At 49.6% G+C, this 25235-nt stretch carries 22 protein-coding genes and 5 tRNA genes; 2 read left to right on the forward strand and 25 right to left on the reverse strand.

Annotated features, from left to right (window positions below):
* Positions 1-283 precede the first annotated feature (283 nt).
* Positions 284-1009: a DUF3800 domain-containing protein gene (locus ACO0LH_RS26530; RefSeq protein WP_422944161.1), complete on the forward strand. Its 726-nt coding sequence runs from the start codon at positions 284-286 to the stop codon at positions 1007-1009.
* Between the two features lie 37 nt (positions 1010-1046).
* Here ACO0LH_RS26530 and ACO0LH_RS26535 read toward each other — a convergent pair whose 3' ends face one another.
* From ACO0LH_RS26535 to ACO0LH_RS26655, 25 genes are all read right to left on the reverse strand, one after another.
* Positions 1047-2063: a tyrosine-type recombinase/integrase gene (locus ACO0LH_RS26535; protein WP_422944162.1), complete on the reverse strand. Its 1017-nt coding sequence runs from the start codon at positions 2061-2063 to the stop codon at positions 1047-1049.
* 176 nt (positions 2064-2239) lie between these two features.
* Positions 2240-2332, reverse strand: a tRNA-Leu gene (locus ACO0LH_RS26540).
* Positions 2333-2410: 78 nt separating this feature from the next.
* Positions 2411-2484 (reverse strand) — tRNA-Cys (locus ACO0LH_RS26545).
* Between the two features lie 107 nt (positions 2485-2591).
* Positions 2592-2667: transfer RNA gene (locus tag ACO0LH_RS26550), tRNA-Gly, on the reverse strand.
* A 36-nt stretch (positions 2668-2703) separates the two neighbouring features.
* A tRNA-Gly gene (locus tag ACO0LH_RS26555) sits at positions 2704-2779 on the reverse strand.
* A gap of 59 nt (positions 2780-2838) precedes the next feature.
* Positions 2839-2914: transfer RNA gene (locus ACO0LH_RS26560), tRNA-Gly, on the reverse strand.
* A gap of 50 nt (positions 2915-2964) precedes the next feature.
* Positions 2965-3549, reverse strand: coding sequence for a CDP-diacylglycerol--glycerol-3-phosphate 3-phosphatidyltransferase (gene pgsA / locus ACO0LH_RS26565; RefSeq protein ID WP_422944163.1), 585 nt, complete (start codon positions 3547-3549; stop codon positions 2965-2967).
* 42 nt (positions 3550-3591) lie between these two features.
* Positions 3592-5460 (reverse strand): excinuclease ABC subunit UvrC, encoded by a 1869-nt coding sequence (gene uvrC, locus ACO0LH_RS26570; RefSeq protein WP_422944164.1) that lies wholly within the window; start codon positions 5458-5460, stop codon positions 3592-3594.
* On the reverse strand, positions 5453-5869 hold the full coding sequence (acpS, locus tag ACO0LH_RS26575; RefSeq protein ID WP_422944165.1) for a holo-ACP synthase: 417 nt from the start codon (positions 5867-5869) through the stop codon (positions 5453-5455). Before acpS ends, uvrC begins: the two co-directional genes overlap by 8 nt.
* A 1-nt stretch (position 5870) precedes the next feature.
* On the reverse strand, positions 5871-6632 hold the full coding sequence (gene pdxJ / locus ACO0LH_RS26580; RefSeq protein ID WP_422944166.1) for a pyridoxine 5'-phosphate synthase: 762 nt from the start codon (positions 6630-6632) through the stop codon (positions 5871-5873).
* A complete protein-coding gene (recO, locus tag ACO0LH_RS26585; protein WP_422944167.1) occupies positions 6629-7471 on the reverse strand; it encodes a DNA repair protein RecO in 843 nt (280 codons plus the stop codon). Before recO ends, pdxJ begins: the two co-directional genes overlap by 4 nt.
* Before the next feature lie 8 nt (positions 7472-7479).
* Complete coding sequence (gene era / locus ACO0LH_RS26590; RefSeq protein WP_422944168.1) at positions 7480-8382, reverse strand: GTPase Era; 903 nt, start codon at positions 8380-8382, stop codon at positions 7480-7482.
* 7 nt (positions 8383-8389) lie between these two features.
* Entirely contained in the window at positions 8390-9271 is an 882-nt protein-coding gene (gene rnc / locus ACO0LH_RS26595; RefSeq protein WP_422944169.1) for a ribonuclease III, read from the reverse strand.
* 10 nt (positions 9272-9281) lie between these two features.
* Positions 9282-9686 carry a DUF4845 domain-containing protein gene (locus ACO0LH_RS26600; protein WP_422944170.1) on the reverse strand — a complete coding sequence of 135 codons (405 nt, stop codon included), beginning with the start codon at positions 9684-9686 and terminating at the stop codon, positions 9282-9284.
* 29 nt (positions 9687-9715) lie between these two features.
* Complete coding sequence (lepB, locus tag ACO0LH_RS26605) at positions 9716-10561, reverse strand: signal peptidase I (RefSeq protein ID WP_422944224.1); 846 nt, start codon at positions 10559-10561, stop codon at positions 9716-9718.
* A 62-nt stretch (positions 10562-10623) separates the two neighbouring features.
* Complete coding sequence (lepA, locus tag ACO0LH_RS26610; RefSeq protein WP_422944171.1) at positions 10624-12417, reverse strand: translation elongation factor 4; 1794 nt, start codon at positions 12415-12417, stop codon at positions 10624-10626.
* Between the two features lie 171 nt (positions 12418-12588).
* Complete coding sequence (gene truA, locus ACO0LH_RS26615; RefSeq protein ID WP_422944172.1) at positions 12589-13407, reverse strand: tRNA pseudouridine(38-40) synthase TruA; 819 nt, start codon at positions 13405-13407, stop codon at positions 12589-12591.
* Positions 13408-13480: 73 nt separating this feature from the next.
* Positions 13481-16390 (reverse strand): FimV/HubP family polar landmark protein, encoded by a 2910-nt coding sequence (locus ACO0LH_RS26620; protein WP_422944173.1) that lies wholly within the window; start codon positions 16388-16390, stop codon positions 13481-13483.
* 305 nt (positions 16391-16695) lie between these two features.
* Complete coding sequence (gene asd / locus ACO0LH_RS26625) at positions 16696-17826, reverse strand: aspartate-semialdehyde dehydrogenase (RefSeq protein ID WP_422944174.1); 1131 nt, start codon at positions 17824-17826, stop codon at positions 16696-16698.
* 49 nt (positions 17827-17875) lie between these two features.
* Complete coding sequence (gene leuB / locus ACO0LH_RS26630; protein WP_422944175.1) at positions 17876-18946, reverse strand: 3-isopropylmalate dehydrogenase; 1071 nt, start codon at positions 18944-18946, stop codon at positions 17876-17878.
* An 18-nt stretch (positions 18947-18964) separates the two neighbouring features.
* The gene (gene leuD / locus ACO0LH_RS26635; protein WP_422944176.1) at positions 18965-19612 is read right to left on the reverse strand and encodes a 3-isopropylmalate dehydratase small subunit; all 648 of its coding nucleotides are present in this window, start codon (positions 19610-19612) and stop codon (positions 18965-18967) included.
* 7 nt (positions 19613-19619) lie between these two features.
* Positions 19620-19742, reverse strand: coding sequence for an entericidin A/B family lipoprotein (locus ACO0LH_RS26640; protein WP_422944177.1), 123 nt, complete (start codon positions 19740-19742; stop codon positions 19620-19622).
* 26 nt (positions 19743-19768) lie between these two features.
* Positions 19769-21163 carry a 3-isopropylmalate dehydratase large subunit gene (gene leuC / locus ACO0LH_RS26645; RefSeq protein WP_422944178.1) on the reverse strand — a complete coding sequence of 465 codons (1395 nt, stop codon included), beginning with the start codon at positions 21161-21163 and terminating at the stop codon, positions 19769-19771.
* Positions 21164-21517: 354 nt separating this feature from the next.
* Positions 21518-22600, reverse strand: a complete 1083-nt coding sequence (aroC, locus tag ACO0LH_RS26650; protein WP_422944179.1) for a chorismate synthase — start codon at positions 22598-22600, stop codon at positions 21518-21520.
* Positions 22601-22625: 25 nt separating this feature from the next.
* A complete protein-coding gene (locus tag ACO0LH_RS26655) occupies positions 22626-22826 on the reverse strand; it encodes a hypothetical protein (RefSeq protein ID WP_422944180.1) in 201 nt (66 codons plus the stop codon).
* Between the two features lie 70 nt (positions 22827-22896).
* On the opposite strand from ACO0LH_RS26655, the gene ACO0LH_RS26660 reads away from it, so the two are divergent.
* Positions 22897-25137, forward strand: coding sequence for a GGDEF/EAL domain-containing response regulator (locus ACO0LH_RS26660; protein ID WP_422944181.1), 2241 nt, complete (start codon positions 22897-22899; stop codon positions 25135-25137).
* Positions 25138-25235 lie beyond the last annotated feature (98 nt).

A 25235-nucleotide genomic window follows, 5' to 3' on the forward strand; every position in this document is an offset into this window, starting at 1 on the left:
CCCAACTGCCGAATGGTCGGGCGAATGCGCTTCCCGAGCTTGATATAAAGCTTGACCGCTCGAATACGGTCTTCGTATGAATACATGAACTACCTCCAAGTAGTCCAAGTTATTGTCCGCACCCCCAGTGGGTCAATTTTCAGTGCAAATCAACACTGAACAAATATTAAATATAATTCGAAAAGCACTTAATATCGACTGGATAGTAAAATCGTTATCTTTAGAAAATAGCGAAACGCGGCTTGATCGTCTTTTCGGACAAAAAAGTTTAAAGTGGAAGATCATGGATACTTTTGTAGAAGCATATTTTGATGAAAGTGGTACCCACGATGGTTCGCCATTTCTTTGCGTAGCCGGCTACATTTTTGAAAAAAATAAGTCCATAGAGTTAGATGAAAAATGGCGAAAAATGCTTTTACACTACGGCTTACCATATTTTCATATGAAAGAGTGTGCTCACAATATGGGAGTTTATAAGCATTTATCGCGTGAGCAATGCGACCTTGCTGCTCGTGAAGCCATCAATCTTATAAAGACTTATGCAGCAAGGGGAATAGCCGTTTCTCTTGACGTTTCATCGTACAAAATGATTCCCCCGAATGGAATCTTTAACAACCCATATTCCTTTATGTGTTGGCAGGTTTTTAACGGGGTTCATAACTGGTCAAATGAAAATAATCATAATAAACCGATTTCTTACTTCTTTGAAAGCGGTGCCGAAGGTTTTGGTGATTTTCAAAGAGCCACTGATACAATTTTTAAATATCCTTTGCTTAAGGAAAAATATAGAGGGGGCAGCGTATCTTTCCAAAATAAAACTAATGCTATTCAATTGCAATGCGCTGACCTTTTAGCATGGCATTGGTTCACGCATAATAAGCGTAAAAAACGTGGTGAAAAAATAAGAAAGGATTTTAGAAGTCTCGTAGATTTAAAAAATGTAGATGTCCACCATTACGACTCTGAGTCCATTGTTAAGTGGCTCAATTTTATTAATAATCAAAACTGATTTTTCATTGCACTGTAAACACATAAGTATCTTCTTTTTAACCTAATCTCTGTGCCATGCTCTCGGCTGTTTCATTGTAAAACACGTTCAATATCTTCAAATCTCTTATGCCAGTGACCCTTGCCAAGTCCAATACATTTAGTTTTTTTGCTAAGCGGGTTATGGCTTCATGCCGCGAATCGTGATAGTGGACGCCGTCGTCACCATCCAATTCACATCTTTTTGTGATTTTGCGAAATAAGGTGCTGGCGCTCGATGCAGATACCATGAAAATAGATTCGTCGCCCACAGGTTCTGGCAAGTAGCTCAACAATTCTAACGCCCTTCTTGACAGCGGAACACGCCTGGCAGTACCGTTTTTGGTCATTGGTAAAAGCGCGACAGCGCCGGTAATGTCTTTCTCCCTTAGACCACAAACCTCGCCCAACCGCATTGCTGTCTCAATTGAAAACAGAAAAGCCACCATCACTGCCTGCTGTTTTTGGATTACAGAACCATCAACATAGTTTGCAGCCAATGAAAGCTTCTCAATTTCAAGGCCTGAAACAAGCCTGTTTCGTGGCAATGCGCTTGCGGGCCGGCGAACTTTGGTTGTTGGGCTTTCGGACATCCACCGCCACTCATCTCTTGCTGTTGAAAAGACATGAGACATCAGGTTGAATTCCCGATTGACCGTAGAACCAGTTACGACTTTCAGTCGTTGGTCGCGCCATTTTCCGATAACGTCAGGAGTTATGTCGACTAAAAGCATATCGCCCAAGCGCTTTTTGCTAATCACGACACCAGCCATAGCGTTTAAACGCAAAGATTCCCACCGCTTACCCCTTTTAGTAGAAGATACCTCCTCCTCATACCGTTCGCATGCCTGTGCAAAGGTTTTGCCAAGAACGATTCCTGAAGCTTTTTCTTTCCGCAATTCTGACTCACGGTCTGCCGCCCAAGCAATTGCCTGGGCTTTGATTGGAAAAGTCTGGGATTCCCTTTTTAATTCACTTCCAATTGTTAGCTGGATATGGGCACGGTAGCCCTTTTTTACTTTTTCACAGTACGCCATCGCAGTTTCCCTTTGTTAGTTCTCGGGGGATCTTACGGGGGAATTCGGGGGATGTACAATTTTTATTGGGGAGGATTTAGGACATAATGTGTATACAAGCTACTAAAACAAAAACGCCTAAGTCCTTGATTTAAATGGATTTAGGCGTATTTATATGCAAATATTTTAATCACTGGTGGTGCCCGAGGCCGGAATCGAACCGGCACGCCCGCTATTAACGAAGCGGCGGATTTTAAGTCCGATGTGTCTACCTGTTTCACCACTCGGGCCCACACTACAACTATACAGTAGCAAACAGCTACTGTCAGTTCTGGAAAAAAAGCGCCCTAAAGCGCTTTTTTTAATTCTGGAGGCGGGGGCCGGGATCGAACCGGCGTCTACGGCTTTGCAGGCCGCTGCATAACCACTTTGCTACCCCGCCAGGGGTGCTATTTCAGCGGTCTTCTGCTGGCCTCTCCGAAGCTCAACAGTACGCTAAAACGCGGTAAAACTTGAATAAAAAAGGGAAGCTTTGCTTCCCTCAGAATCTGGAGCGGGAGAAGAGTCTCGAACTCTCGACCTCAACCTTGGCAAGGTTGCGCTCTACCAACTGAGCTACTCCCGCAGATGTGCTGCTGATACTTCAGGTACTACGCCATTTTGGAGCGGGAGAAGAGTCTCGAACTCTCGACCTCAACCTTGGCAAGGTTGCGCTCTACCAACTGAGCTACTCCCGCATTTTTACTACTGTGCTGCCTGTTTCAATACTGCCTTTTCGCTGCCACCCAAAAAATCTTGGAGCGGGAGAAGAGTCTCGAACTCTCGACCTCAACCTTGGCAAGGTTGCGCTCTACCAACTGAGCTACTCCCGCATCGACGAAAGACCAGAATTATATATGAACCATCAATTCTGTCAAGCCGCTCAATCCATTTTATCGGTGGTTTCCTTAATCAGGGGCCAGGCTTTGCGTAAATAGTAGAACATGGACCACACTGTCAGCACCGATGCCACCAGCAATAACCATGAACCCAGTATCTTGGTATCAAGCACGCCAAACAGCATGTCGTAGTACAGCAGCATGGGTATGGCGGCCATTTGCGCGGTGGTCTTGATCTTGCCCAGCGAGCTGACCGCGACTGATTTGGAAGCGCCGATTTGCGCCATCCATTCACGCAATGCCGATATGGTGATTTCACGACCGATGATGACAAAGGCGATAACGGCGTTGACGCGGTCCAACTGCACCAGCACCAGCAAGGCCCCAGCGACCATCAGTTTGTCTGCCACAGGGTCCAGGAAGGCCCCGAATGAGGATGTTTGTTCCCAGCGGCGTGCCAGGAAGCCGTCAAACCAGTCGGTAACGGCGGCGACGATGAAAACGATGGTGGATGCCATGCCTTTTTCAAACAGGCTTAACCAGGCATCGGGCAGGTAAAAAACACCCACTACCAGCGGTATCAGCGCCACGCGCAGCCAGGTCAGCAGGATAGGTATATTGAAAGGCATTTTTTTATATCGAAGGTGAGTAAGCGCATTATATATTTTTCTCTAACGCAATCTCTTGTAAATTTCTTCAGCCAACTGGCGGGAAATACCTTCCACGCTGGCCAGGTCGGCAACGCTGGCGTCACTGACCCCTTTTAGCCCGCCGAAACGCACGAGCAGGCGCTGCCTGCGTTTGGGGCCTATGCCTTCGATTTCTTCCAGCTGCGAAGTCTGCCTGGCCTTGTCACGTTTGGCACGCATGCCGGTGATGGCAAAGCGATGTGCTTCATCACGGATCTGGGCTATCAGCATCAGTGCGGCAGATTCTTTGCCCAGTTCTTTTTCAGCGCGGCCATCGACAAAGACCAGGGTTTCCAGGCCAACCTTGCGCCCCTCCCCTTTGGCGACACCAACAATGAGGCTGATATCCAAACCAAGCTCGACAAAGACTTGTCTGGCCATCTCCACCTGGCCCTTGCCACCGTCGATCAAAACGATGTCGGGCATCTGGCGCTCTGTGCCTTCTTCCCCGCTGGCGACTTTTTCATAACGGCGAAACAAGACCTGGCGCATGGCGGCATAGTCATCGCCGGGTGTAATGTCCTTGATGTTGAAACGGCGGTATTCGCCGTTTTGCATGGCGTGATGATGAAACACGACACACGATGCCTGTGTTGCTTCACCCGCAGTGTGGCTGATATCAAAACATTCCACACGCAATTGCTCAAGATCAGCGATATCAAGCTCCAGCACGGTCGCCAGGGCACGTGTACGCGCCTGTTGTGAACCCTGTTCAGACAACATGCGCGCCAGCGCCAGCTTTGCGCCTTTGACAGCCATTTCCAGCCATGCCCTGCGCTGCTCCTGCGGCTGGAAGGATAAATTGATCCTGTGCCCGCACTGCTCTGCCAGCGCCATCATCAGATCGGGGGCATCCAGTTCGATATTCATGACCAGCGTGGAGGGAATGAACTGGTCGACATAATGCTGCGCCAAAAAGGCGGAAATAACTTCAACCTCGATGGCGTTTTCTGCGACGATGGAGGCATCATCAACATGAGTGGGGAAATACGCCCTGTCACCCAGATGACGCCCGCCCCTGACCATGGCCAGATTGACGCAGGCGCGCCCGCCCTCCACCACAACGGCGAGAATATCGATATCGACATCACCGGCAGTTTCCATGGTTTGCTGGTGCAAGACCTTGGACAGCGCTGACATCTGGTTGCGTACGGATGCAGCCTGTTCGAATTTCAGTTCGACAGAAAAGCCCAGCATTTTTTGCTCCAGCGTCTGCATCACTTCTTGCTGGCGACCGCGCAGGAAATTGGCGGCGTTGTCGACATCGTTCTGATAATCTTCTGGCGCAACAATATTGACGCAGGGCGCGCTGCAACGGTTGATCTGGTGCAGCAGGCAAGGTCGCGTGCGGTTGGAAAACACGCTGTCTTCGCAACTGCGCAGCAAAAATACTTTCTGCAAGATCTGCATAGATTCCTTGACCGCCCAGGCTGACGGGAAAGGCCCAAAGTATTGATGCTTCTTGTCTATCGCGCCGCGGTAATACATCATGCGCGGTGTTTTTTCGGTAGTGATTTTCAGGTAGGGATAAGACTTATCATCCCTGAACAAGATGTTGTAACGCGGCTTCAGCGCCTTGATGAGGTTGTTTTCAAGGATCAGTGCCTCGGCTTCGCTGCGTGTGACTGTGGTTTCGAGCCGGGCGATTTTATCGACCATCATCGCAATGCGCGGGCTGGCGAGGTTTTTCAGGAAATAGCTGGACACCCTTTTTTTGAGATCGCGCGCCTTGCCTACGTAGAGCACCTGATCCTGATTATCAAAATAGCGATAGACGCCAGGCAGGTGCGGCAGTTTGGCAACCGTATCCAGCACTTTCTGGCGCGCTTCTGAAATGAGTGGTTCAGTCATGATGCGATAAATCTGCGGGAGTTTTTTCTACGATGACAAAAGCGATCACGTGGCTGCTTTCGTCGCTGATGGATACACGCGGCTGCAAGGCACGTTCCTGCATCCATTGTTGCAACAAGCCATTGGTGATGATGACGGGCTGACCACTTTCTTCGCTTAAGGTTTGCATGGCATGCCAGTTCATGGGGTGACGCATGCCCATGCCTATGGCTTTGGAAAAAGCTTCTTTGGCGGCAAACCGGGTGGCCAGATAACGCAGGCCACGTGCAGGCACTTGCGTCTTGCGCTGGTGATAGATAATGAGTTCATCCGGCCCCAGGATTTTTTCGGCAAAGCGTTCTCCGCTGCGCGCCAATGCATCCTGTATGCGCGAAATCTGGACAATGTCTGTGCCTATGCCGTAAATCATATCAATGCCGTGCTTGCAGCCTGGCCTTCACCATGATGGCTTTCATGTCACTGACAGCCTTGCGCCAACCGTCAAAAACAGCTTGCGCAACGATGGCATGGCCAATATTCAATTCTGTAATTTCTGCGATGGCAGCAATGGCGTGTACATTGGTGTAATGCAGGCCATGTCCGGCATTGACCTTCAGGCCACGTCGTATGCCTTCGATGGCACCGGCTTTTATTCTTTGCAGTTCCAGTGCCTGTTGTGCTGCATCTGATGCTTCTGCATAACGGCCTGTGTGCAGTTCAATGACGGTTGCACCGGTTTCGGCGCTGGCCTGGATTTGCTGCGCATCAGCATCGATAAACAGGGATACGCGTATGCCCTCAGCCTGCAATTGCCTGACTGCGGCTTGCACCTGGGCGAAATAATGCACGACATCCAGCCCACCTTCAGTCGTCACTTCTTCGCGACGCTCTGGCACCAGACAGACATCATGCGGCCGTATGCGGCATGCAAAGTCGATCATTTCTGTAGTAACGGCAGCTTCCAGGTTCATGCGTGTCAGCAGGCGTGGGCGCAGGTGTTCTACATCAGCGTCCCTGATATGCCGGCGGTCTTCACGCAGGTGCAGGGTAATGCAGTCAGCCCCGGCTTCTTCTGCCATCAGGGCAGCGAGCAAGGGGTCAGGGTAACTGTTGCCACGCGCATTGCGCAGGGTTGCCACATGGTCGATATTGACGCCAAGATCAATAAGCTGGGTTTGTTGGTGGATATTCATAGATTTTGTAAATCTATCAGAATTTGCCGGGTATTGAGTACGGCACCATGCAAATGATGGGCAAGCAGAAAGCGCATGAGCAACTTGCTTTGCAGTTGCGTGCTTTGCTCAGCATAATCGCCACGCTGCATGGCCAGCAGGGTTTTGCCAGAAATCTTGGGTACGGTATCTGCCTGCATGGCTGGGCGTGGTCCACGTTCGGGGTCCATGACGTATAGCTGCTCGCCCAGGACCTGTTCACGTCTTTGCGTGCAACGCGTCAGGTCACCGACCAGGCCGGACTGGCGCAACAAGGCCAGTTCAAAATGCCGCAGGACGATGGTGGCCGGCTCATCATGTGCCAACTGGTTCAGGGTGGCGACATACAGATCAAACAGTTCAGGATGGGCTTCGTCGCGCATCAAAAACTTGACCAGCAATTCATTGAGGTAAAAACCGCACAGCAAGGCTGATTTTTCCAGAGGCAGCATGCCACCTACCCAGTCAGCAGAAATCAGGGTGCGGATTTCGCCTTTGCCACTCCAGCCGATTTGCAAAGGCTGGAAGGTTTGCAAGACACTGCGCAATTGAGAATGCGGCCGCTTGGCACCTTTGGCAACCAGGGCAATGCGGCCATGGTCACGCGTCAGCACATCAATGATGAGGCTGGTTTCTTTGTAGGGCCATGAATGCAATACAAAGCCTGGCTGTTCAAGTACACGTATTTCCTTGACGGCGGGCTTGCGTGGCGCACGGGGTCGTGCTGCCGTTTTTTTGGCAGGCGTCGATGCAGCAATACTGACCGTCGCTGCTTCTTCAACGATCATGTCTTCTGGCCCGGCGACTGCCTGTTCAGTCATTGAAAATTTTACTCGTAACCGTAAGCGCGCAATCCGGCTTCATTGTCTGCCCAGCCAGATTTGACCTTGACCCAGATTTCCAGATACACAGGGCCGCCGAACAATTTTTCCATATCCTGACGCGATTGCGTAGAAATGTCTTTCAGGCGCGCGCCCTTGTTGCCGATGACCATGGATTTGTGACCGTCGCGGTCTACCAGTATCGCTACAAATATACGGCGCAGATTGCCTTCCTGTTCAAACTTCTCGATCAGCACAGTGCTGGTATAGGGCAGTTCGTCGCCTACGAAACGAAACAGTTTTTCGCGCACGATTTCTGTTGCCAAGAATTTTTCGCTGCGGTCAGTAATGTCATCTTCCGCAAAAACCGGTGGATTCAATGGCAGGTATTTTCTGATTTCGCCTTCGAGGTTTTCCAGCTGGAAGCGCAGTGTCGCTGACACCGGCACTATTGCCACGAAGGGATGCAGCTCTGCAATTTTCTGGGCAAACGGCATCATGACGGCTTTGTCTTTGACACGATCTGATTTATTGATCACCAGTATGCAAGGCACGTTCTTCGGCAACAAGTTGATGACTTGCTGATCAGCCGGACCAAAAGTACCCGCTTCAATAATGTACAAAATAACGTCAGCCGCTGTTAGTGTCGTCGTAACAGTGCGGTTCAAGGTGCGGTTCAGGGCATTTGAATGGCGCGTCTGGAAACCTGGCGTATCAACGTAGACGAATTGCGTATTGTCTTTGGTTTGAATACCCGTAATGCGGTGGCGCGTGGTCTGCGCTTTGCGTGAGGTAATACTGACCTTCGCACCGATCAAGGCATTCATCAGGGTCGACTTGCCGACATTGGGTCGCCCAACGATTGCGATATAGCCGCAGCGGAAATCAGGATTTTCTATTAGTTCACTCATGCGGTCATCAGGCAGTTTTAGGGTGTGGATTAAGATTTGCAACGGCATCATCAGAAGCAACGGCCGCAACAGGCTTGGCATCTGCCTCTAGCAGGCTTTTTTGCTTGGCCGCGCTTGCTTTGACTTCAGTGACGACTTCATTTTGTACGGTGGCAATGCCAGCCAGTTTCAGTTGTGAAGCACGGGGTTTGGCTTTTTTTGTCGCAGGTGAACGTACCAGCATGGCCAGCGCAGTTTCCAGCGCCAGTTTGGCGGCGGCCTGTTCACCGGCGCGACGACTACCACCAGTACCGAACACTTGTATTTCCAGCTTGGGCACCAGACATTCGATTTCAAATTCCTGGTTGTGGGCAGCACCATGAGTTGCCACTACATTGTATTGCGGCAAAGCGATCTTTTTACTTTGCAAAAATTCCTGCAACAGGGTCTTGGCATCTTTACCCAGGGTCGTCGGGTCTACTGTTGCCAGCACGGGTGCATACAGGGAACGTATGACTTCACGTGCGGCATCAAAACCGGCATCCAGAAAGATGGCACCAAACAAAGCTTCCAGTGTGTCAGCCAGAATGGACGGACGGCGAAAGCCGCCGGATTTCAATTCACCTTCACCCAGACGCAAAAATTGGGACAGTTCTATTCTTTGTGCAATTTCATACAGCGACTGTTGCTTCACCAGATTAGCGCGTACCCGTGACAGGTCGCCTTCATCAATATTGGCGAAGCTATCAAACAATAAGGATGCGACGACACAATTGAGGACAGAATCGCCGAGGAATTCCAGGCGCTCATTATGCAAAACACTGTGACTGCGATGCGTAAGCGCCTGCTGCAATAAAGCGGGGTTGCTGAACTGGTGCCCCAGCCTTTTCTGCAATAGTTGTTGATTCATACGAGCTTACTTATTGTGGCTTTTCGGGCTTTTTGGCGACAATACCACTTTTAGCGGTCGTACCGGAGTACTCCATCAATAAACTGGCTGGTCCAAACAAAGGTATTTTTTTCGTATATTCGAAGCTGACTTCAACTTCCTCACCATTTTTGACAATCACCAGATCCTTGCCTGCGATGGCATCAAAATAGCCGACGTCAGCCTGCTTATCAAACGCAATCTGAATTTCCCTGACGGTTGAGCCGGCATTCTTGGCACTGAATATTGCCTTCCTGATGGAATTATATTCAATCGCAGTTGGCACCACTTTCATTGCCAGCACAGCAATTAAAATCAGCACGCCCATAGACAGGATCAAGCCAATCAGGGAAATACCTTTTTGGTGTTGCTTGGAAGAATATTGTGTGTTTCGCATAGTTTTTTGTTCCTGATTAAGAGTGAAGTTTAGTGAAAACTACCAATACGCTTAATATTGCCTAAATTCATCCAAATGAAAAACGCCTTACCAACAATGTTTTTATCCGGGACAAACCCCCAGTATCGACTATCAAGACTGTTATCACGATTATCACCCATCATGAAATATTGCCCTTCTGGCACGGTACAGATGAATCCGTCATCTACATAGCTGCACAAGTCACGTCTTGGGAAGTTATGCGGGTCACGTACAAATACCGGTGCCTGTTCGTCATTGAGGATGTTATGAGAAACACCCGTCAGATTTTCATTGTACTGCTTAGAATAAGTGAGCCGCTCTTCATCCAGGAAATCTGGCAGGTTCTTATAAGAAAGTTCATTACCATTAACTGATAAGCGTTTGTTTTTGTACACAATTTTATCACCTGGAACACCGACTACACGTTTAATATAGTCCACAGACGGGTCTTCCGGGTATTTAAATACCATGACATCGCCACGTTCAGGATGATTGAGCTCAATGACTTTTTTATTGATGATGGGCAAACGAACACCATAGGTGTACTTATTGACCAAGATCAGGTCGCCGACAAACAATGTCGGCAACATGGAACTGGAAGGTATTTTGAATGGTTCATACAGGAATGAACGGGTAAAAAATACCAGGGCAATCACGGGGAAAAAGCTACCTGAATATTCTATCCATACCGGCTGTCTGAGCAGGCTGGCTTCGAGTTCCTGACGGCCGCCCTCTTCCAGCTTGATGCCCTCGGCGGACAGACGTGCATTACGCGCATCAAATTCGGCCAATGCCCTGTCGGCATTCGCACGACGAATTTTGGCGAAATGAAACATATCCAGACACCAGATCACCCCGGTAACGACGGTCAGTACAAACAGGATCAAGGCGAAATTGCCTAAGATTGATTGCAAATTCATTTTTCGTCCACTTGTAAAATCGCCAAAAATGCTTCTTGCGGAATTTCGACGGAGCCAACCTGCTTCATGCGTTTTTTACCTGCTTTTTGTTTTTCCAGCAGTTTGCGCTTACGGCTGATATCACCACCATAACATTTGGCCAATACGTTTTTACGCAAGGCTTTGACGTTTTCACGCGAGATGATGTTGGAACCAATTGCTGCCTGAATTGCTACATCAAACATCTGGCGCGGGATCAGCTCACGCATTTTGGCCGCCACGGCACGGCCACGGAAATGGCTGTTTGCCCTGTGCACTATAATCGCCAGTGCATCGACCTTTTCGCTGTTGATCAGCATGTCGACCTTGACCACATCAGCAGCCCGGTTTTCCTTGAACTCATAGTCCATCGACGCATAACCGCGGGACGTGGATTTCAGGCGATCAAAGAAATCCAGAACGATTTCAGCCATCGGCATTTCGTAGGTCAATTTTACCTGGCGGCCATGATAGTTCATGTCCAGCTGTACGCCACGTTTTTGGGTACACAGGGTAATCACCGAACCCACATATTCCTGCGGCATGTAGAGATTGACGGTGACGATAGGCTCACGAATTTCTTCTATCTTCGATGGCTCTGGCATCTTGGAGGGATTATCCACCATCAAGATGCTGCCATCGGCCATGACCACCTCGTACACCACTGTTGGAGCGGTCGTGATGAGATCCATGTCAAATTCGCGCTCCAGGCGCTCTTGCACGATTTCCATATGCAGCAAACCGAGGAAGCCACAGCGAAAGCCAAAGCCCAGCGCCTGTGAAACCTCAGGTTCATACATCAGGGCGGCATCATTGAGCTTGAGCTTTTCCAGCGAGTCACGCAGGGCATCGTATTGATTAGCCTCAACCGGGAACAAACCGGCAAACACTTGCGGCTGCACTTCTTTAAAACCAGGCAAAGGCGCAGCAGCAGGTCTGTTGGCAACGGTAATGGTGTCGCCTACTTTGGCTGACTTCAACTCTTTAATACCGGCAATCACAAAGCCCACCTGGCCAGCAGACAATTCTGTCCGGCTCAGCGATTTGGGTGTAAATACACCGACACTTTCAACCAGATGTTGCGCTTCTGTCGCCATGAACAGTATCTTGTCTTTAGGACGCAGAGTACCATTCTTGATACGCACCAGCATGACGACGCCCACATAATTATCAAACCATGAGTCGACAATGAGGGCTTGCAACGGCGCTGTTGGATCACCTTCTGGTGGTGGCACTTTAATAATTAAGGATTCAAGTACATCTTCAACACCGAGGCCGGTTTTAGCCGAACAATGCACGGCATCAGAAGCATCAATGCCTATCACTTCTTCGATTTCCTGGCAGGCGTTGTCCGGGTCGGCCGATGGCAAATCAATCTTGTTGAGGACAGGAACAACTTCTACACCCAGTTCAATGGCGGTATAGCAGTTCGCGACTGTTTGCGCTTCCACGCCTTGCGATGCATCCACTACCAGCAAAGCGCCTTCACATGCTGACAGGGAACGGCTGACTTCATAGCTGAAATCGACGTGACCTGGCGTATCGATGAGGTTCAGGTTATAAATCTGGCCATCGCGTGCCTTGTAATGCAAGGCGGCTGTCTGGGCCTTGATGGTGATACCGCGCTCACGCTCGATATCCATGGAGTCAAGTACTTGCGCTTCCATCTCGCGATCGGAAAGGCCGCCACAAATCTGGATAATGCGATCTGCCAGAGTGGATTTGCCATGATCAATATGGGCAATAATCGAAAAATTGCGGATGTTATTCATTGAAGTTACGAAATAGAACAAAGGTGAAGCGAATACCGGCTACAAAAAAAGCGCTCATGACTGGGCAAGCTTCCCCAGGCGAGCGCCTTCAGTTTGGGTTTTGCAAAACGCCATTTTACCGGATTTCAGTGCGGAAAGCCCAGAAATCGTCAGCTTGATGTCACTTAGGCACTATAAAAAAGATAAGAAACCCAGACCGTCGACCAAGTCTCTTTGTGGCAGCTGCCACTTGTTTTCATAGTCGATTTTTGCCAGATATAAACCATCTGGCATGAAGGTGGGAGCGGCAATTTCGCGATTGCCGCTAAGCAAGACCTCTGCCATCCATTGCGGCTCACGCTTTCCAGTGCCGACAAAGATGAGGGAGCCAACAATATTTCTCACCATATGATGCAGGAAAGCACTGGCCCGCAGCGTAAATACAATCAACTCACCCTGTTGCTGAATTTGTATGCCATACATATGCTTGATGGGTGTTTTGGCCTGACACCCAGAGGCACGAAAGGCAGAAAAGTCATGCTCGCCGATCAAATAAGCGGCACCAGCGCGCATTCTTTCTACCTCTACCGGGCGAAAAAACCATCCAGCCCGATGCGACCACATCGGCGAACGGATTTTAGCGTTATGCAAAATGTAATGGTAGGTGCGCGCCCTGGCGCTAAATCTGGCATGAAAATTATCCTGAGATTCAAGATCCAGAGGCAGCTCTTTCGCCCACTGCACCGCGACTGAGGCTGGCAAAAATGCATTAACACCGTTGACCCACGAGTAGGCAGCGCGATCCAGATCCGTATCGAAATGCACAACTTGCTCAATCCCGTGTACACCAGCATCGGTACGGCCAGCACAGGTAGTGTCTATACTGACAGCACCGGTAAAGCGGCTCAGCGCCCTTTCCAGTGCATCCTGCACGGTGTTTCCCGAAGGTTGGGTCTGCCATCCCTGCCAGGACGTGCCATCATATTGAACACCCAGAACTAATCGTTTCACTACGAAATCCATATTTAAAAAAACAAAACGGGCGCCAGCATCTGCTGCGCCCGCCGCGATCAAATCAACATGATCAAGCCATTTGCAACATCATTCCTTTGGCTTTTTCCATCTGTTCAGCAGTACCGCCCTTCATGACTTCATCAAGCAATTCGCGGGCACCCTCTTTATCACCAATTTCATGATAAGCCACCGCCAGATCAAGCTTGGTTGCCATTTCAGCATTGTGTGCCGGGCTTTCCACTTCGACCGGTGCAGCAGCTGCTGCATGTGCATCACCGGCAGGTGCCAAATCCAGGTCAATGCCAGACAAATCAAATTCGAATGCAGAAGGTTCAGGAAGCGCAGCATGTGCCGGCACAGGCGGCAAGGTCGGCAATTCATGAGACTCTTCAGCCAGCGTGGCAGCGATCAGTTCTTCGTCGAGCTTGTGATTATTGTCCGACAGGCCAGACAATGACAGCGGCTCGGCTTCATGTTTATCTGTCGCAAAATCGATCTGCCCCAGATCCAGCTCGAACTTTTCAGCCAGTTCATGATCACTAGGCTCAGCAATTACTGGTGCGGCCTTGGCGATAACTGGTGCTGCTGCCGGCTCCGGTTCTTTGGCACCAAAGTCAAAATCAATCGTGCCAAAGTCTACCGCCGGGATATTGCTGGTATCTTCAACTGGTGCAGCGCGCACAACGGGCTCTGGAATTTTTGGTACTTCTGGCTCAGCAACACCAGAAATATCCAGATCAAAGTCGAGTGCACCTTCATCCATCGCAGGAATGGAATCTTCTGCGCTTGCTTTATGGGATCCAGAACCACCATCACGCTGGGCGGTATCAATAATGCTGATGGCTTCCAGCATGTCTTGTGAAAGCGAATTTGCCAGCAATGCTTCAGGATCAAGATCTTCCAGTGGTTGCGTACCAGAACCCAGACCGGATGTCGATGCCATTTCAGGCTTGGCCTTGCCACCTGCGTATAAAGGATTGCCAGGTTCCAGCACAATACCCATAGATGCAGCCTGCGCCCAGTCTTCACCCTCACCGCTGGTCATGCCATACAACTCGCTTGCCAGACGCTCGAATAATTTGGCGTCTTTGCGGGCAAAATAAATTTCCAGCAATTTGACCCGGACCGCATGCCTGTCTGGCTGGGTACGCAATGCTTCTTTCAGGATTTCTTCTGCCTGGGAATCGCGGCCATAGGCGATATAGACATCCGCTTCAGCAACCGGATCAACTTCATTCGCATCCAGCTGGCTAGCCGAAGGCGCGAAATTGGAATTGAAAACACTATTGTTTGTATCAACGCTTTGCCCGCCAGTAGAACCAAACATGGAGTTGGCCTTCATGCTGGAACCGGTCAATATACTATCTTCAAACTGTTGCAATTTCTTCTTGCGACGGCTCGTGTAGATACCATACCCACCAAGCAGCGCCAACAGCGCTGCGCCACCGGGCAACAAATAGTCAGAGATATTATCAAAGAAACCTGGCTCAGGTGGCGGCGGTGGAGGTGGTGCAACTACCTTGCGCTTGACTGGAGGCTTAGGCGTTACAACTGAAGCTGCGGTTGATGCAGCGGCTGGCACTGGCACAGCAGTAGCAACCGAAGCGGGCGCAGATGCGACCGATGCGGTCACCGAAGCACTCGCCGGGGCAGCGGCTGACGCAGGTGCGCTGGCGACCTGAACAGCTGCCGGCGCTGGCGTTGGAACTGGGGCAGCAACTGCGGCGGAAGCAGAAGCGCTGGCTTTGACATCGCTACGCGCTTTCTGGTCTTTCGCCGTCAACTCAGCCTGCTTGGCTGCCAAATCCTTGTTCTTAACTTCCAACAATTTTTGTAAATCACCGACGTTTTTCTCAAGCTCTTTCATCCGCGCATTCGATTCTGCTGCAGACTTGTCTTTTGCTATACGATCTTCTTCTGACGTACCCTTTCCTGTCATGCCTTTGGCAGACGCGCTAGGGCTTGCTTTGGACAGCTTCAGTTTATCCGGGGAATCGCTGGTGGCAGTTGGTACTTCCTTCACCTTGGCGGTAATCGTGCCAGTAGCGCTTTGTTTGCTGGTAGCAGCTTTCTCAGCAGGGGCGCTGGAAACCTGTTCTGCCAGGCGATTACGATAGGCATTGAAATCCGCCGCATGCGCTGTCACGACAGAATGGGATTCGGTGCTGGAACCACTGGCATTACGTACGGACTCAGCATCTGGCACCGTCAAAATCTGCCCGGACTTCAGGCGATTCATATTATTACCAGCAAAAGCCTGTGGGTTGGCGCGATACAGGCTAACCAGCATCTGGTCCAGAGAAACACCTTCTGGCTTATAGTTGCCAGCAATCTTGCTTAAGGTATCGCCGTTTCTAACCTGATAATCACCGGCGGATTTCACATCGCCGGATGTGTCAATGCTTTTTGTCCTGGAATTCTTGCCAGAAGTATTTGCAACAGGCGCCTGCACATTGGCAGGGCGACCTGTTTGTGACGAATTGGAAGTTGTGGAATTTTGTGGCTGATTAGCAACAAAAGTAGGGTTAGCTACCTGAGCAGATTGACTATTACGCAATTCAGCCGGGTCCAGCAGGAAGGTATATTCCCTGAGCAATTTGCCATTCGCGGAATTTAATTCCAGCAGCATATCGACAAATGGCTCGTTCATGGCCTGTGAAGAACTGATGCGTATGACATATGTCGCACCACGCGGTTCAACCACAAAACGCAAGGACAGCAATGCAGAATTGAAGTCTATATTCGCCAGCCTGAATGCATCAACGGAGGCAAGTTTTGGTACGAGTGAATCAATCTCTTCCTTACTGGGAGAAGTCAATTCTATCTCTGCACGCAAGGGCTGCCCCAGTGCTGACAATACAGTCAGCTTGCCCAAGCCGGTAGCATGCGCATTGGACAGCATTAACAAGGACGACGCAACAGCAACGGTGAGCGCCTTGCGTCCCAGGGAAACCACAGACGATTTTTTTTGATTATGCATTTTGTCAGACATATTGGGAATTTTTGGCGAACAAAGTCCGCTGGGTGACGCTTTTCACATTGCCTAGCTACGCGTCCTAATGTTTCACATTAACATTACAAACATGGCCACGCAAGCTTAACGCGATTTATCACAGTGGTAAATACATTAAGAAGCTCTAAATGCAAGGATACCGTATAAATGTTGTTGCCAAATGACAAGTGAGTGAATAATTGCCAAATTAATAATTATCTATTTAATAAATTTCGGAAATAATAAGGGGGCGTATTACGCCCCCTCGTATTTTACAACATTGCCGTAAGAAATTAATCTTCTATTAAAATTCGTAACATCCTGCGCAAAGGCTCGGCAGCACCCCACAGCAATTGATCACCTACTGTGAACGCACCCACGTATTCCGGCCCCATCGCCAGCTTGCGAATACGACCAACTGGTATTGTCATTGTGCCGGTCACCGCAACAGGAGTCAAATCATGCACGCTTGCTTCACGGGTATTTGGAACTACTTTTACCCATTCATTATCAGCAGCAATCATGCCTTCAATATCAGACAGCGGTACATCTTTTCTCAACTTGAAAGTCAGGGCCTGGCTATGACAGCGCATGGCACCTATACGGACACAAAAACCATCCACTGGAATGGCCGCACTACCAAAGCCTTCGCCCTGCCCCAGTATCTTGTTGGTTTCCGCCATGCCTTTCCATTCTTCCTTGGACATGCCATCACCCAAGTCCTTGTCTATCCACGGAATCAGGGAGCCGCCGAGTGGTACGCCAAAATTGGCGGTTTCTGCTTCAGACAAAGAACGCTGTTTGGCAATCACCTTGCGGTCGATCTCAAGAATCGCGCTTTTAGGATCATCCAGCAAATCACGTACTTCTGCATTCAACGTGCCATATTGCGTCAACAGCTCACGCATATGCTGGGCACCGCCGCCGGATGCGGCCTGGTAAGTCTGTGTACTCATCCATTCGACCAGACCTGCCTTGTACAGGGCACCCACACCCATCAACATGCAACTGACTGTGCAATTGCCGCCTATCCAGTCTTTTTGACCTTTGACCAGGGCCTGCTTGATCACAGGCAAATTGACCGGATCGAGAACGATCACGGCATCATCATTCATGCGCAGACTGGACGCTGCATCTATCCAGTGGCCATTCCAGCCAGCAGCACGTAATTTTGGGAAAACTTCATTAGTATAGTCACCACCCTGACAGGTAATAATAATTTCGCACTTCTTGAGCGCCTCAATATTATTTGCGTCTTGCAAGGTCTTTTCATTCTTCGCCATTGCAGGGGCCGTGCCACCTGTATTGGAAGTTGAAAAAAACACGGGTTCAATATGATCGAAATCACCCTCTTCCTGCATGCGTTGCATCAGGACAGAACCCACCATACCACGCCAACCTACCAGACCTACCAGCTTCATCATTTTTCCCTAAATTTTGACAGGACATCCCCTGCCTTACACCAACAAAACCTTAACTCAAGGCATTAACCACTGCCTGCCCCATCTCGGCGGTGCCGACCTTGGTGGTACCCGCTTCGTAAATATCGGATGTACGCAGACCTTGCGCCAGTACTTTCTTGACGGCATTTTCAATACGGTCTGCCTGCTCTGCCTTGTTCAGCGAATAACGCAGCATCATTGCAGCCGATAAAATCGTTGCCAACGGATTGGCAATTCCTTTACCAGCGATATCGGGCGCTGAACCATGTGAAGGCTCATACATGCCCTTGTTATTGGCATCCAGCGAGGCTGAAGGCAACATGCCGATAGAGCCCGTCAACATGGCGGCTTCGTCAGACAGAATATCGCCAAACATATTGCCAGTAACGATGACGTCAAATTTTTTCGGTGCGCGCACCAGTTGCATGGCAGCGTTATCGATGTACATATGATCCAGTTCCACATCCGGATACTCGGCATGCACCTCTGTCACAATAGTTTTCCAGAACTGAAAGGTTTCCAGCACATTGGCTTTATCAACGCTGGTCAGACGCTTGCTGCGCTTTTGCGCGGCCTGGAAAGCCACATGGGCAATGCGGCGGATTTCTGATTCTGCATAGCGCATGGTATCAAAACCTTCGCGCTCACCCTTGAACGGACCATCCGGGCAAACCCTGACGCCACGAGGCTGGCCAAAATAGACATCGCCCGTCAACTCACGGACGATCAGGATATCAAGACCAGAGACAACTTCAGGCTTCAATGTCGAAGCACCAGCCAGTTCAGGATACAAAATAGCCGGACGCAAATTGGCAAATAAATTCAGATTCTTGCGCAAACCCAGCAAGGCTTGTTCCGGGCGCAAAGGCCGGTCCAGCGTATCGTATTTCCAGTCACCAACGGCACCAAACAAGATGGCATCCGCGTCCAGTGCCAGCTTCAGTGTGGCATCCGGCAAAGGATGACCTGAGGCTTCGTAACCAGCACCACCGACCGGTGCCGTTTCCATCTCAAAAGATTCGCCCAATACGTTCAATACTTTAACGGCTTGCTCAACAATTTCCGGACCTATGCCATCACCTGGCAAAATAGCAATTTTCATATTCTTTACAAATTCAATTTATATAGTGTTGGCCAACCATGGCTGTGCCGCGATATGACGCTCTTCAAAAGCACGAATTTTGTCTGCATTGCGCAAAGTCAGAGCAATATCGTCAAAGCCATTAATCAGGCAATACTTGCGGAATGCATCAATCTCGAACGGGTAACTTTGTCCGCCATTGGCAGTCGTGACAAGCTGGTTTTCCAGATCAACAATCAGACGAAAACCAGGAAATGCCCTGACCACATCAAATAACTGATCGACTTGCACCTCGCTTAAAACGATAGGCAGCAAGCCGTTTTTATAACAGTTATTGAAAAAAATATCGGCAAAACTTGGCGCAATCACAGCCTTGAAGCCGTATTGTTCCAGCGCCCACGGCGCATGCTCACGGGAAGAACCACAACCAAAATTTTTGCGTGTCAAGAGAATTGATGCGCCCTGATAACGCGGCTGATTCAATACAAACTCAGGGTTTAAGGGACGCTTGCTATTGTCCACGCCAGGCTCGCCATGATCGAGATAACGCCATTCGTCAAACAAATTCGGACCAAAACCACTGCGTTTGATCGACTTCAAAAACTGTTTCGGAATGATCGCATCCGTATCGACATTCGCCCTGTCCATGGGTGCGACCAGACCATCGAGTAAAGTAAATTTATCCATGCCAGTATTATTTTTTTCCTGCATTCTCGACTGCTTCGCCAGCCTTTTTAACGTCTTTGCCCAATCCCTGAACGGTATTGCAGGCAGTCAGAACCAACGCGCAAATTGTCAGTAGAAAGATTTTTTTCATGTCAATTCCTTCTCAATCAATATTTATCAACGCACATCAACAAAATGCCCTGCCACACCGGCAGCAGCAGCCATCGCTGGTGACACCAGATGGGTACGCCCGCCCTGTCCCTGGCGACCTTCGAAATTGCGATTCGAAGTCGAAGCACAACGCTCACCCGGTTCCAGTCTGTCGGCATTCATTGCCAGACACATGGAACAACCTGGTTCGCGCCATTCAAAACCAGCGGCTTTAAAAATCTTGTCCAGCCCTTCGCGCTCTGCCTGTTCTTTGACCAGGCCAGAACCTGGCACGACCATTGCCAGTTTCACGTTCGAAGCGCGGTATTTGCCGCGAACTACCGCCGCTGCCGCCCGCAGGTCTTCAATCCGTGAATTGGTGCAAGAACCGATAAACACTTTATCGATACGGATATCGGAAATTGCTGTGTTTGGCGTCAGTGCCATATAAATCAGGGCTTTTTCTATGGCATCACGCTTGACTGCATCTTTTTCCTGATCGGGATCAGGCACGCGACCATCAATTGCCACGACCATTTCTGGTGAGGTACCCCAGGTCACCTGTGGCTTGATGTCGGCGGCATTCAAAGTAACCACCAGATCAAATTTTGCACCAACATCGGTGTGCAGGGTGCGCCAGTATTCCACCGCTCTGTCCCAGTGCGGCCCAACAGGGGAAAATGGGCGACCCTTGACGTAATCGATGGTGGTTTGATCAACGGCGATCATGCCCGCGCGTGCGCCAGCTTCAATCGCCATATTGCAAACCGTCATGCGGCCTTCCATGGACAGATTGCGTATCGTCGAACCAGCAAACTCAATGGCATAACCTGTGCCGCCTGCGGTGCCAATTTTGCCGATAATCGCCAGCACTACATCTTTTGCGGTGACACCGGTTGGCAACGCGCCATCCACCTGCACCAGCATGGCCTTGGATTTTTTTGCGATCAGCGTCTGGGTGGCCAGCACATGCTCAACTTCTGAAGTGCCGATACCATGAGCCAGACAGGCAAATGCACCATGCGTTGACGTGTGGGAATCGCCGCAGACAACGGTCATGCCCGGTAAAGTTGCACCTTGCTCAGGGCCGATGACATGGACAATGCCCTGACGTTTGTCAGCCATGCCAAAATAAGTCAATCCATAGGTTTTAGCGTTGGCATCCAGAGTCTCAACCTGCAAGCGAGAAGTGGGATCATCAATACCATTTATACGATTTGTCGTAGGTACATTATGATCTGCCACCACCAGGTTTGCAGACAGGCGCCACGGCTGCCTGCCAGCCAGCTTCAGTCCTTCAAATGCCTGAGGGCTGGTTACCTCATGCAGCAGATGCCTGTCTATATACAAAATCGCAGTACCATCGTTCTCCGAATGCACTACATGAGATTCCCACAATTTATCGTAAAGCGTTTTAAGCATGATCTGAAGCCTGGAAATAAGTCATTAATCCGTGTTGCATCTTTTTTTCGCATTTGATTATGCCACAATTGTGCAACGCAAAACCAAGCCTCACGCCAAATTGGTGCATGAAAGTTTCAATATAAATCGAGGGGTTTCGTTAAAATCGCCAAATTTTCGTCTGGGATTTCAAGTCGGAAGGGGAAATTTCCGGTGAATATTCTGGTCAGGCAACAAATACAAACGAAAAGACGCCACAGTACTTGCACGCCCCCATTGTAAGTATAAGATCAAGCAACAACGCAACATGGTGCACTGCGTTTCTGCCTGCACTATAGTCCAGGATTAAAGTGCGGACATACTGCTACGAAAGTATCAGCTACCCAGTCTGACATCGGCACATTGCGCACGGTGACGCAAGGCATGATCCATCAGCACCAAGGCGAGCATGGCTTCTGCAATCGGTGTTGCCCTGATGCCTACGCAAGGATCATGGCGACCAAAGGTTTCCACCATGACCGGATTGCCGTCTTTATCTATCGATCTTCTTGGCGTGCGTATGGAAGAAGTGGGTTTGATCGCTATCGATACCGTAATATCCTGCCCCGTAGAAATACCGCCCAAAATCCCGCCAGCGTTGTTGCCGACAAAGCCTTCTGGCGTCAATTCATCGCCATGCTCGGAACCGCGCTGTGACACTGATTTAAAGCCTGCACCAATTTCGACACCTTTAACGGCATTGATGCCCATCATGGCATACGCAATCTCGGCATCAAGCTTGTCGTAAATGGGTTCACCCAGGCCAACTGGTACATTGCGGGCAATCACATCAATTTTTGCACCTATGGAATCGCCGTCTTTTCGCAAGGCATCCATATAATCTTCAAGACGCAACAACAAATCCGCATCCGCATTGGGCGCAAAGAACGGGTTTTCAGCAGTGTGCTCCCAGGATACAAAAGGTATTTCAATATCACCCAATTGACTCATGCCACCGTGAAAAACGGTGCCATATTGCTGATACAGCCATTTTTTTGCAATTGCTGCCGCCCCAACCACGGGCGCAGTCAGTCTGGCAGATGAACGCCCGCCACCGCGTGGGTCGCGGATGCCATATTTGTTCCAGTAAGTGAAATCGGCATGCCCTGGCCGAAAGGTCTCGGTAATATTGCCATAATCCTTGCTGCGCTGGTCCTGGTTGCGTATCAGCAGTCCGATCGGCGTCCCGGTAGTTTTACCCTGGTAGACACCCGACAGTATTTCTACCGTGTCTGGCTCCTGGCGTTGTGTTACATGGCGGGACGTACCAGGCCGGCGGCGATCCAATTCCGGCTGTATGTCAATCTCAGACAACTCCATCCCAGGAGGGCAACCATCAATAACGCAACCTATCGCCGGACCATGTGATTCGCCAAAAGTCGTAACTGTAAACAGAGTGCCGAAAGTATTACCAGACATAAGATTGTAAAAATAAGTGAAATGATTAGGCATGCAGAATTTTGTCCATTTTACCAGTGAAGCAGCATGCACTGGATTCAAGTTCAACAAAACTCCGTGCGAGATTTGACTTTTTTGCTTGCATCGCTTGAAATTTACTTATATTTCTTCCCGCTAAGGCAATTCTTGTTTTATTCTTACCAAAGAAAAATATATCAGGCTTGGCTCCCGCTACAATTAGTGTCATAGTTCTTCAGGGGACAAATTTTGCAGTGCCATTACCATACCGATATGCCAAGCATGGAGCCGCATTACAGATGAATTCAACGATCCACTCTTCCGAAGATGATCTGGTTTTCCTAGACGAGCCAGACAACGAAGATACTTCGGTGGCATCCAGGCCTGTACAGACCTGGCGGATCATGATTATTGATGATGATCCTGATGTGCATTCAGCCACCACCTTCGCGCTTGGCAGCCTGGAGATCCAGCACCGTGCGCTGAGTTTTCTGCATGCCTATTCGGCAGCAGAAGCGCGTGAAATTCTGCAAAAAGAATCAGATATCGCCATCATTTTGCTGGATGTGGTGATGGAACAGGAAGACGCCGGCCTGCAACTGGTCAGCCATATCCGCAAAACCCTGGGCCTGACTGATGTCAGGATCATACTTCGCACTGGTCAGCCAGGTTATGCGCCTGAGATTGATGCGATCCGTGACTACGACATCAACGATTACAAGACCAAATCCGAACTGACGCGTACCAAGCTCTACACGGCAGTCACTTCTGCCATCCGTTCCTACGAACAGATCTGTGCGATAAGCGCCAGCCGGCGCGGCCTGGAGATGATCATCCATGCCAGCACTGAATTGATGGCATTGCAGGGTATGCAAAATTTTGCAGCCGGTGTATTAGTGCAAATCACTGGTCTGCTGGGCCTTGATACCGAGGGTTTCGTCTGCGCCAGACACATACTGGCCGAAATGCCAGAGGCTGGTGAAGACCTGTATGTGATTGCAACCACCACCAGCTATGCAAATGGACTGAACCGGACACTGGGGCAACTGGGCCAAGTAACAGCCAGCGATATCGTAGTCAGATCACTCAATGCACGTCAAAGTGTGTTTGAACCTGAAATTACCGCCCTTTACTTCAATAACGTCGCACAAAAAGATTTCACGTTGTTTTTGAACACAGGTTTGCATCTTAACGAGATGGACAAACGATTGCTTGGTGTTTTTTGTGGCAACGTGTCGGTCGGCCTTGATAACGTGATGCTAACTTCACGTCTGCACAATTATGCGTTTTACGATCCGCTAACGGGTCTGGCCAATCGCCTGAAGCTCTTGCAGACACTGAATGAAACATTATTGACGTCGCTCAAAAACCGTAGCGCGCTGTCCTTGATTGATATTGATCATTTTGCCGAAACCAATGATGCGCTCGGGCACCAGTTTGGCGATCAGCTTTTGTATTCAGTGGCACAGAGGTTGGTAACATCATTCGGTGAACATTGCCAGTTGGCGCGCGTTGGCAGTGACACCTTCGCCCTGCTGGGTGAAGAAAACATGGTTTGCCCGGATAAAATACTGACGCTGTTCAATTCACCTTTCGATGTTGATCAGCAAGAAGTGCAATTATCGGCAACGATAGGTCTGATTAAGCTGGACGATTATGATGGCGATGGTTCGGAAGCTTTAAAAGATACGAATATCGCGTTGAAACGCGCCAAAATGAATCGCCGCGGTGGCTACGAATATTTTACCCGTGATATGGGCGTGGAAATTCGTGAGCGCGTCTTGCTCATGCATGCATTGCGCGCCGCCTTTGAGCATGAAAAACTTTTCCTGGTATTCCAGCCACAGATTGATATGCGCGACGGACGTGTGCTGGGAGCAGAAGCCCTGTTACGCTGGAAAACAGAAGATGGCAGATTTATCCCGCCAGACCAGTTTATTCCTATCGCTGAATATTCCGGCCTGATTGTCGATATTGGCGAATGGGTCTTGCGCACCGCCTGTTTTGAGTTGGTGCATTTGCGTAGCCTTGGCTACACCAATTTCCAGATGGCGATCAATGTCTCGCAGGCACAGTTCTCGCACCCGCTGTTCATGCAATCTTTAAACAAGGCTTTGGCAGATACACAGGCACCACCAAATTTTGTTGAACTGGAAATCACCGAATCAATGGCGATGAAAGACCCAGAATTATTGATCAAGACTTTACACCAGATCAAACAGTTGGGTATCAGTGTATCGATTGACGATTTTGGTACAGGCTTTTCTTCACTTAGCCATTTGCAAAAACTGGATGTTGATAAATTGAAAATTGACCGCGCATTTGTCAATGAAATCCAGAAAAATTCCAACGAAGGCAGCATTGCGAAAATGATCGTGCAGCTAGGAAAAAACCTTGGCCTGTCGATTATTGCAGAAGGCGTAGAGAGCGAAATGCAGGCGAATACTCTGCTTTCGTATGACTGTCATATGGCGCAGGGCTACCTCTATTCAAGGCCATTGACCCGCGACGATCTGCACACATGGTTAGCAAACAGGTAACACACCAGATTTTTGCCTTTGCACCTGTCCCAACTGTTGGCCTGCCTGCCCTGTAAAACCCATGCAAACACTTCCCCATTGAACTCAATAGCGCATTG

It is taken from the genome of Undibacterium sp. TJN19 (genome assembly GCF_049339485.1).
In the GTDB taxonomy this organism is placed as follows: Bacteria; Pseudomonadota; Gammaproteobacteria; order Burkholderiales; family Burkholderiaceae_D; genus Undibacterium.

Bases quoted from the DNA above. Each gene is read 5' to 3' on its own strand.
- ACO0LH_RS26655 (WP_422944180.1), bottom strand. From the start codon at position 22,826: ATGACACTAATTGTAGCGGGAGCCAAGCCTGATATATTTTTCTTTGGT.
- pdxJ (WP_422944166.1), bottom strand. From the start codon at position 6,632: ATGAATATCCACCAACAAACCCAGCTTATTGATCTTGGCGTCAATATC.
- ACO0LH_RS26620 (WP_422944173.1), bottom strand. From the start codon at position 16,390: ATGCATAATCAAAAAAAATCGTCTGTGGTTTCCCTGGGACGCAAGGCG.
- asd (WP_422944174.1), bottom strand. From the start codon at position 17,826: ATGATGAAGCTGGTAGGTCTGGTAGGTTGGCGTGGTATGGTGGGTTCT.
- pgsA (WP_422944163.1), bottom strand. From the start codon at position 3,549: ATGCCTTTCAATATACCTATCCTGCTGACCTGGCTGCGCGTGGCGCTG.
- ACO0LH_RS26535 (WP_422944162.1), bottom strand. From the start codon at position 2,063: ATGGCGTACTGTGAAAAAGTAAAAAAGGGCTACCGTGCCCATATCCAG.
- leuC (WP_422944178.1), bottom strand. From the start codon at position 21,163: ATGCTTAAAACGCTTTACGATAAATTGTGGGAATCTCATGTAGTGCAT.
- recO (WP_422944167.1), bottom strand. From the start codon at position 7,471: ATGACTGAACAGGCAGTCGCCGGGCCAGAAGACATGATCGTTGAAGAA.
- leuB (WP_422944175.1), bottom strand. From the start codon at position 18,946: ATGAAAATTGCTATTTTGCCAGGTGATGGCATAGGTCCGGAAATTGTT.
- aroC (WP_422944179.1), bottom strand. From the start codon at position 22,600: ATGTCTGGTAATACTTTCGGCACTCTGTTTACAGTTACGACTTTTGGC.
- lepA (WP_422944171.1), bottom strand. From the start codon at position 12,417: ATGAATAACATCCGCAATTTTTCGATTATTGCCCATATTGATCATGGC.
- leuD (WP_422944176.1), bottom strand. From the start codon at position 19,612: ATGGATAAATTTACTTTACTCGATGGTCTGGTCGCACCCATGGACAGG.
- uvrC (WP_422944164.1), bottom strand. From the start codon at position 5,460: ATGACTGAACCACTCATTTCAGAAGCGCGCCAGAAAGTGCTGGATACG.
- ACO0LH_RS26640 (WP_422944177.1), bottom strand. From the start codon at position 19,742: ATGAAAAAAATCTTTCTACTGACAATTTGCGCGTTGGTTCTGACTGCC.
- acpS (WP_422944165.1), bottom strand. From the start codon at position 5,869: ATGATTTACGGCATAGGCACAGACATTGTCCAGATTTCGCGCATACAG.
- ACO0LH_RS26600 (WP_422944170.1), bottom strand. From the start codon at position 9,686: ATGCGAAACACACAATATTCTTCCAAGCAACACCAAAAAGGTATTTCC.
- rnc (WP_422944169.1), bottom strand. From the start codon at position 9,271: ATGAATCAACAACTATTGCAGAAAAGGCTGGGGCACCAGTTCAGCAAC.
- era (WP_422944168.1), bottom strand. From the start codon at position 8,382: ATGAGTGAACTAATAGAAAATCCTGATTTCCGCTGCGGCTATATCGCA.
- ACO0LH_RS26530 (WP_422944161.1), top strand. From the start codon at position 284: ATGGATACTTTTGTAGAAGCATATTTTGATGAAAGTGGTACCCACGAT.
- ACO0LH_RS26660 (WP_422944181.1), top strand. From the start codon at position 22,897: ATGAATTCAACGATCCACTCTTCCGAAGATGATCTGGTTTTCCTAGAC.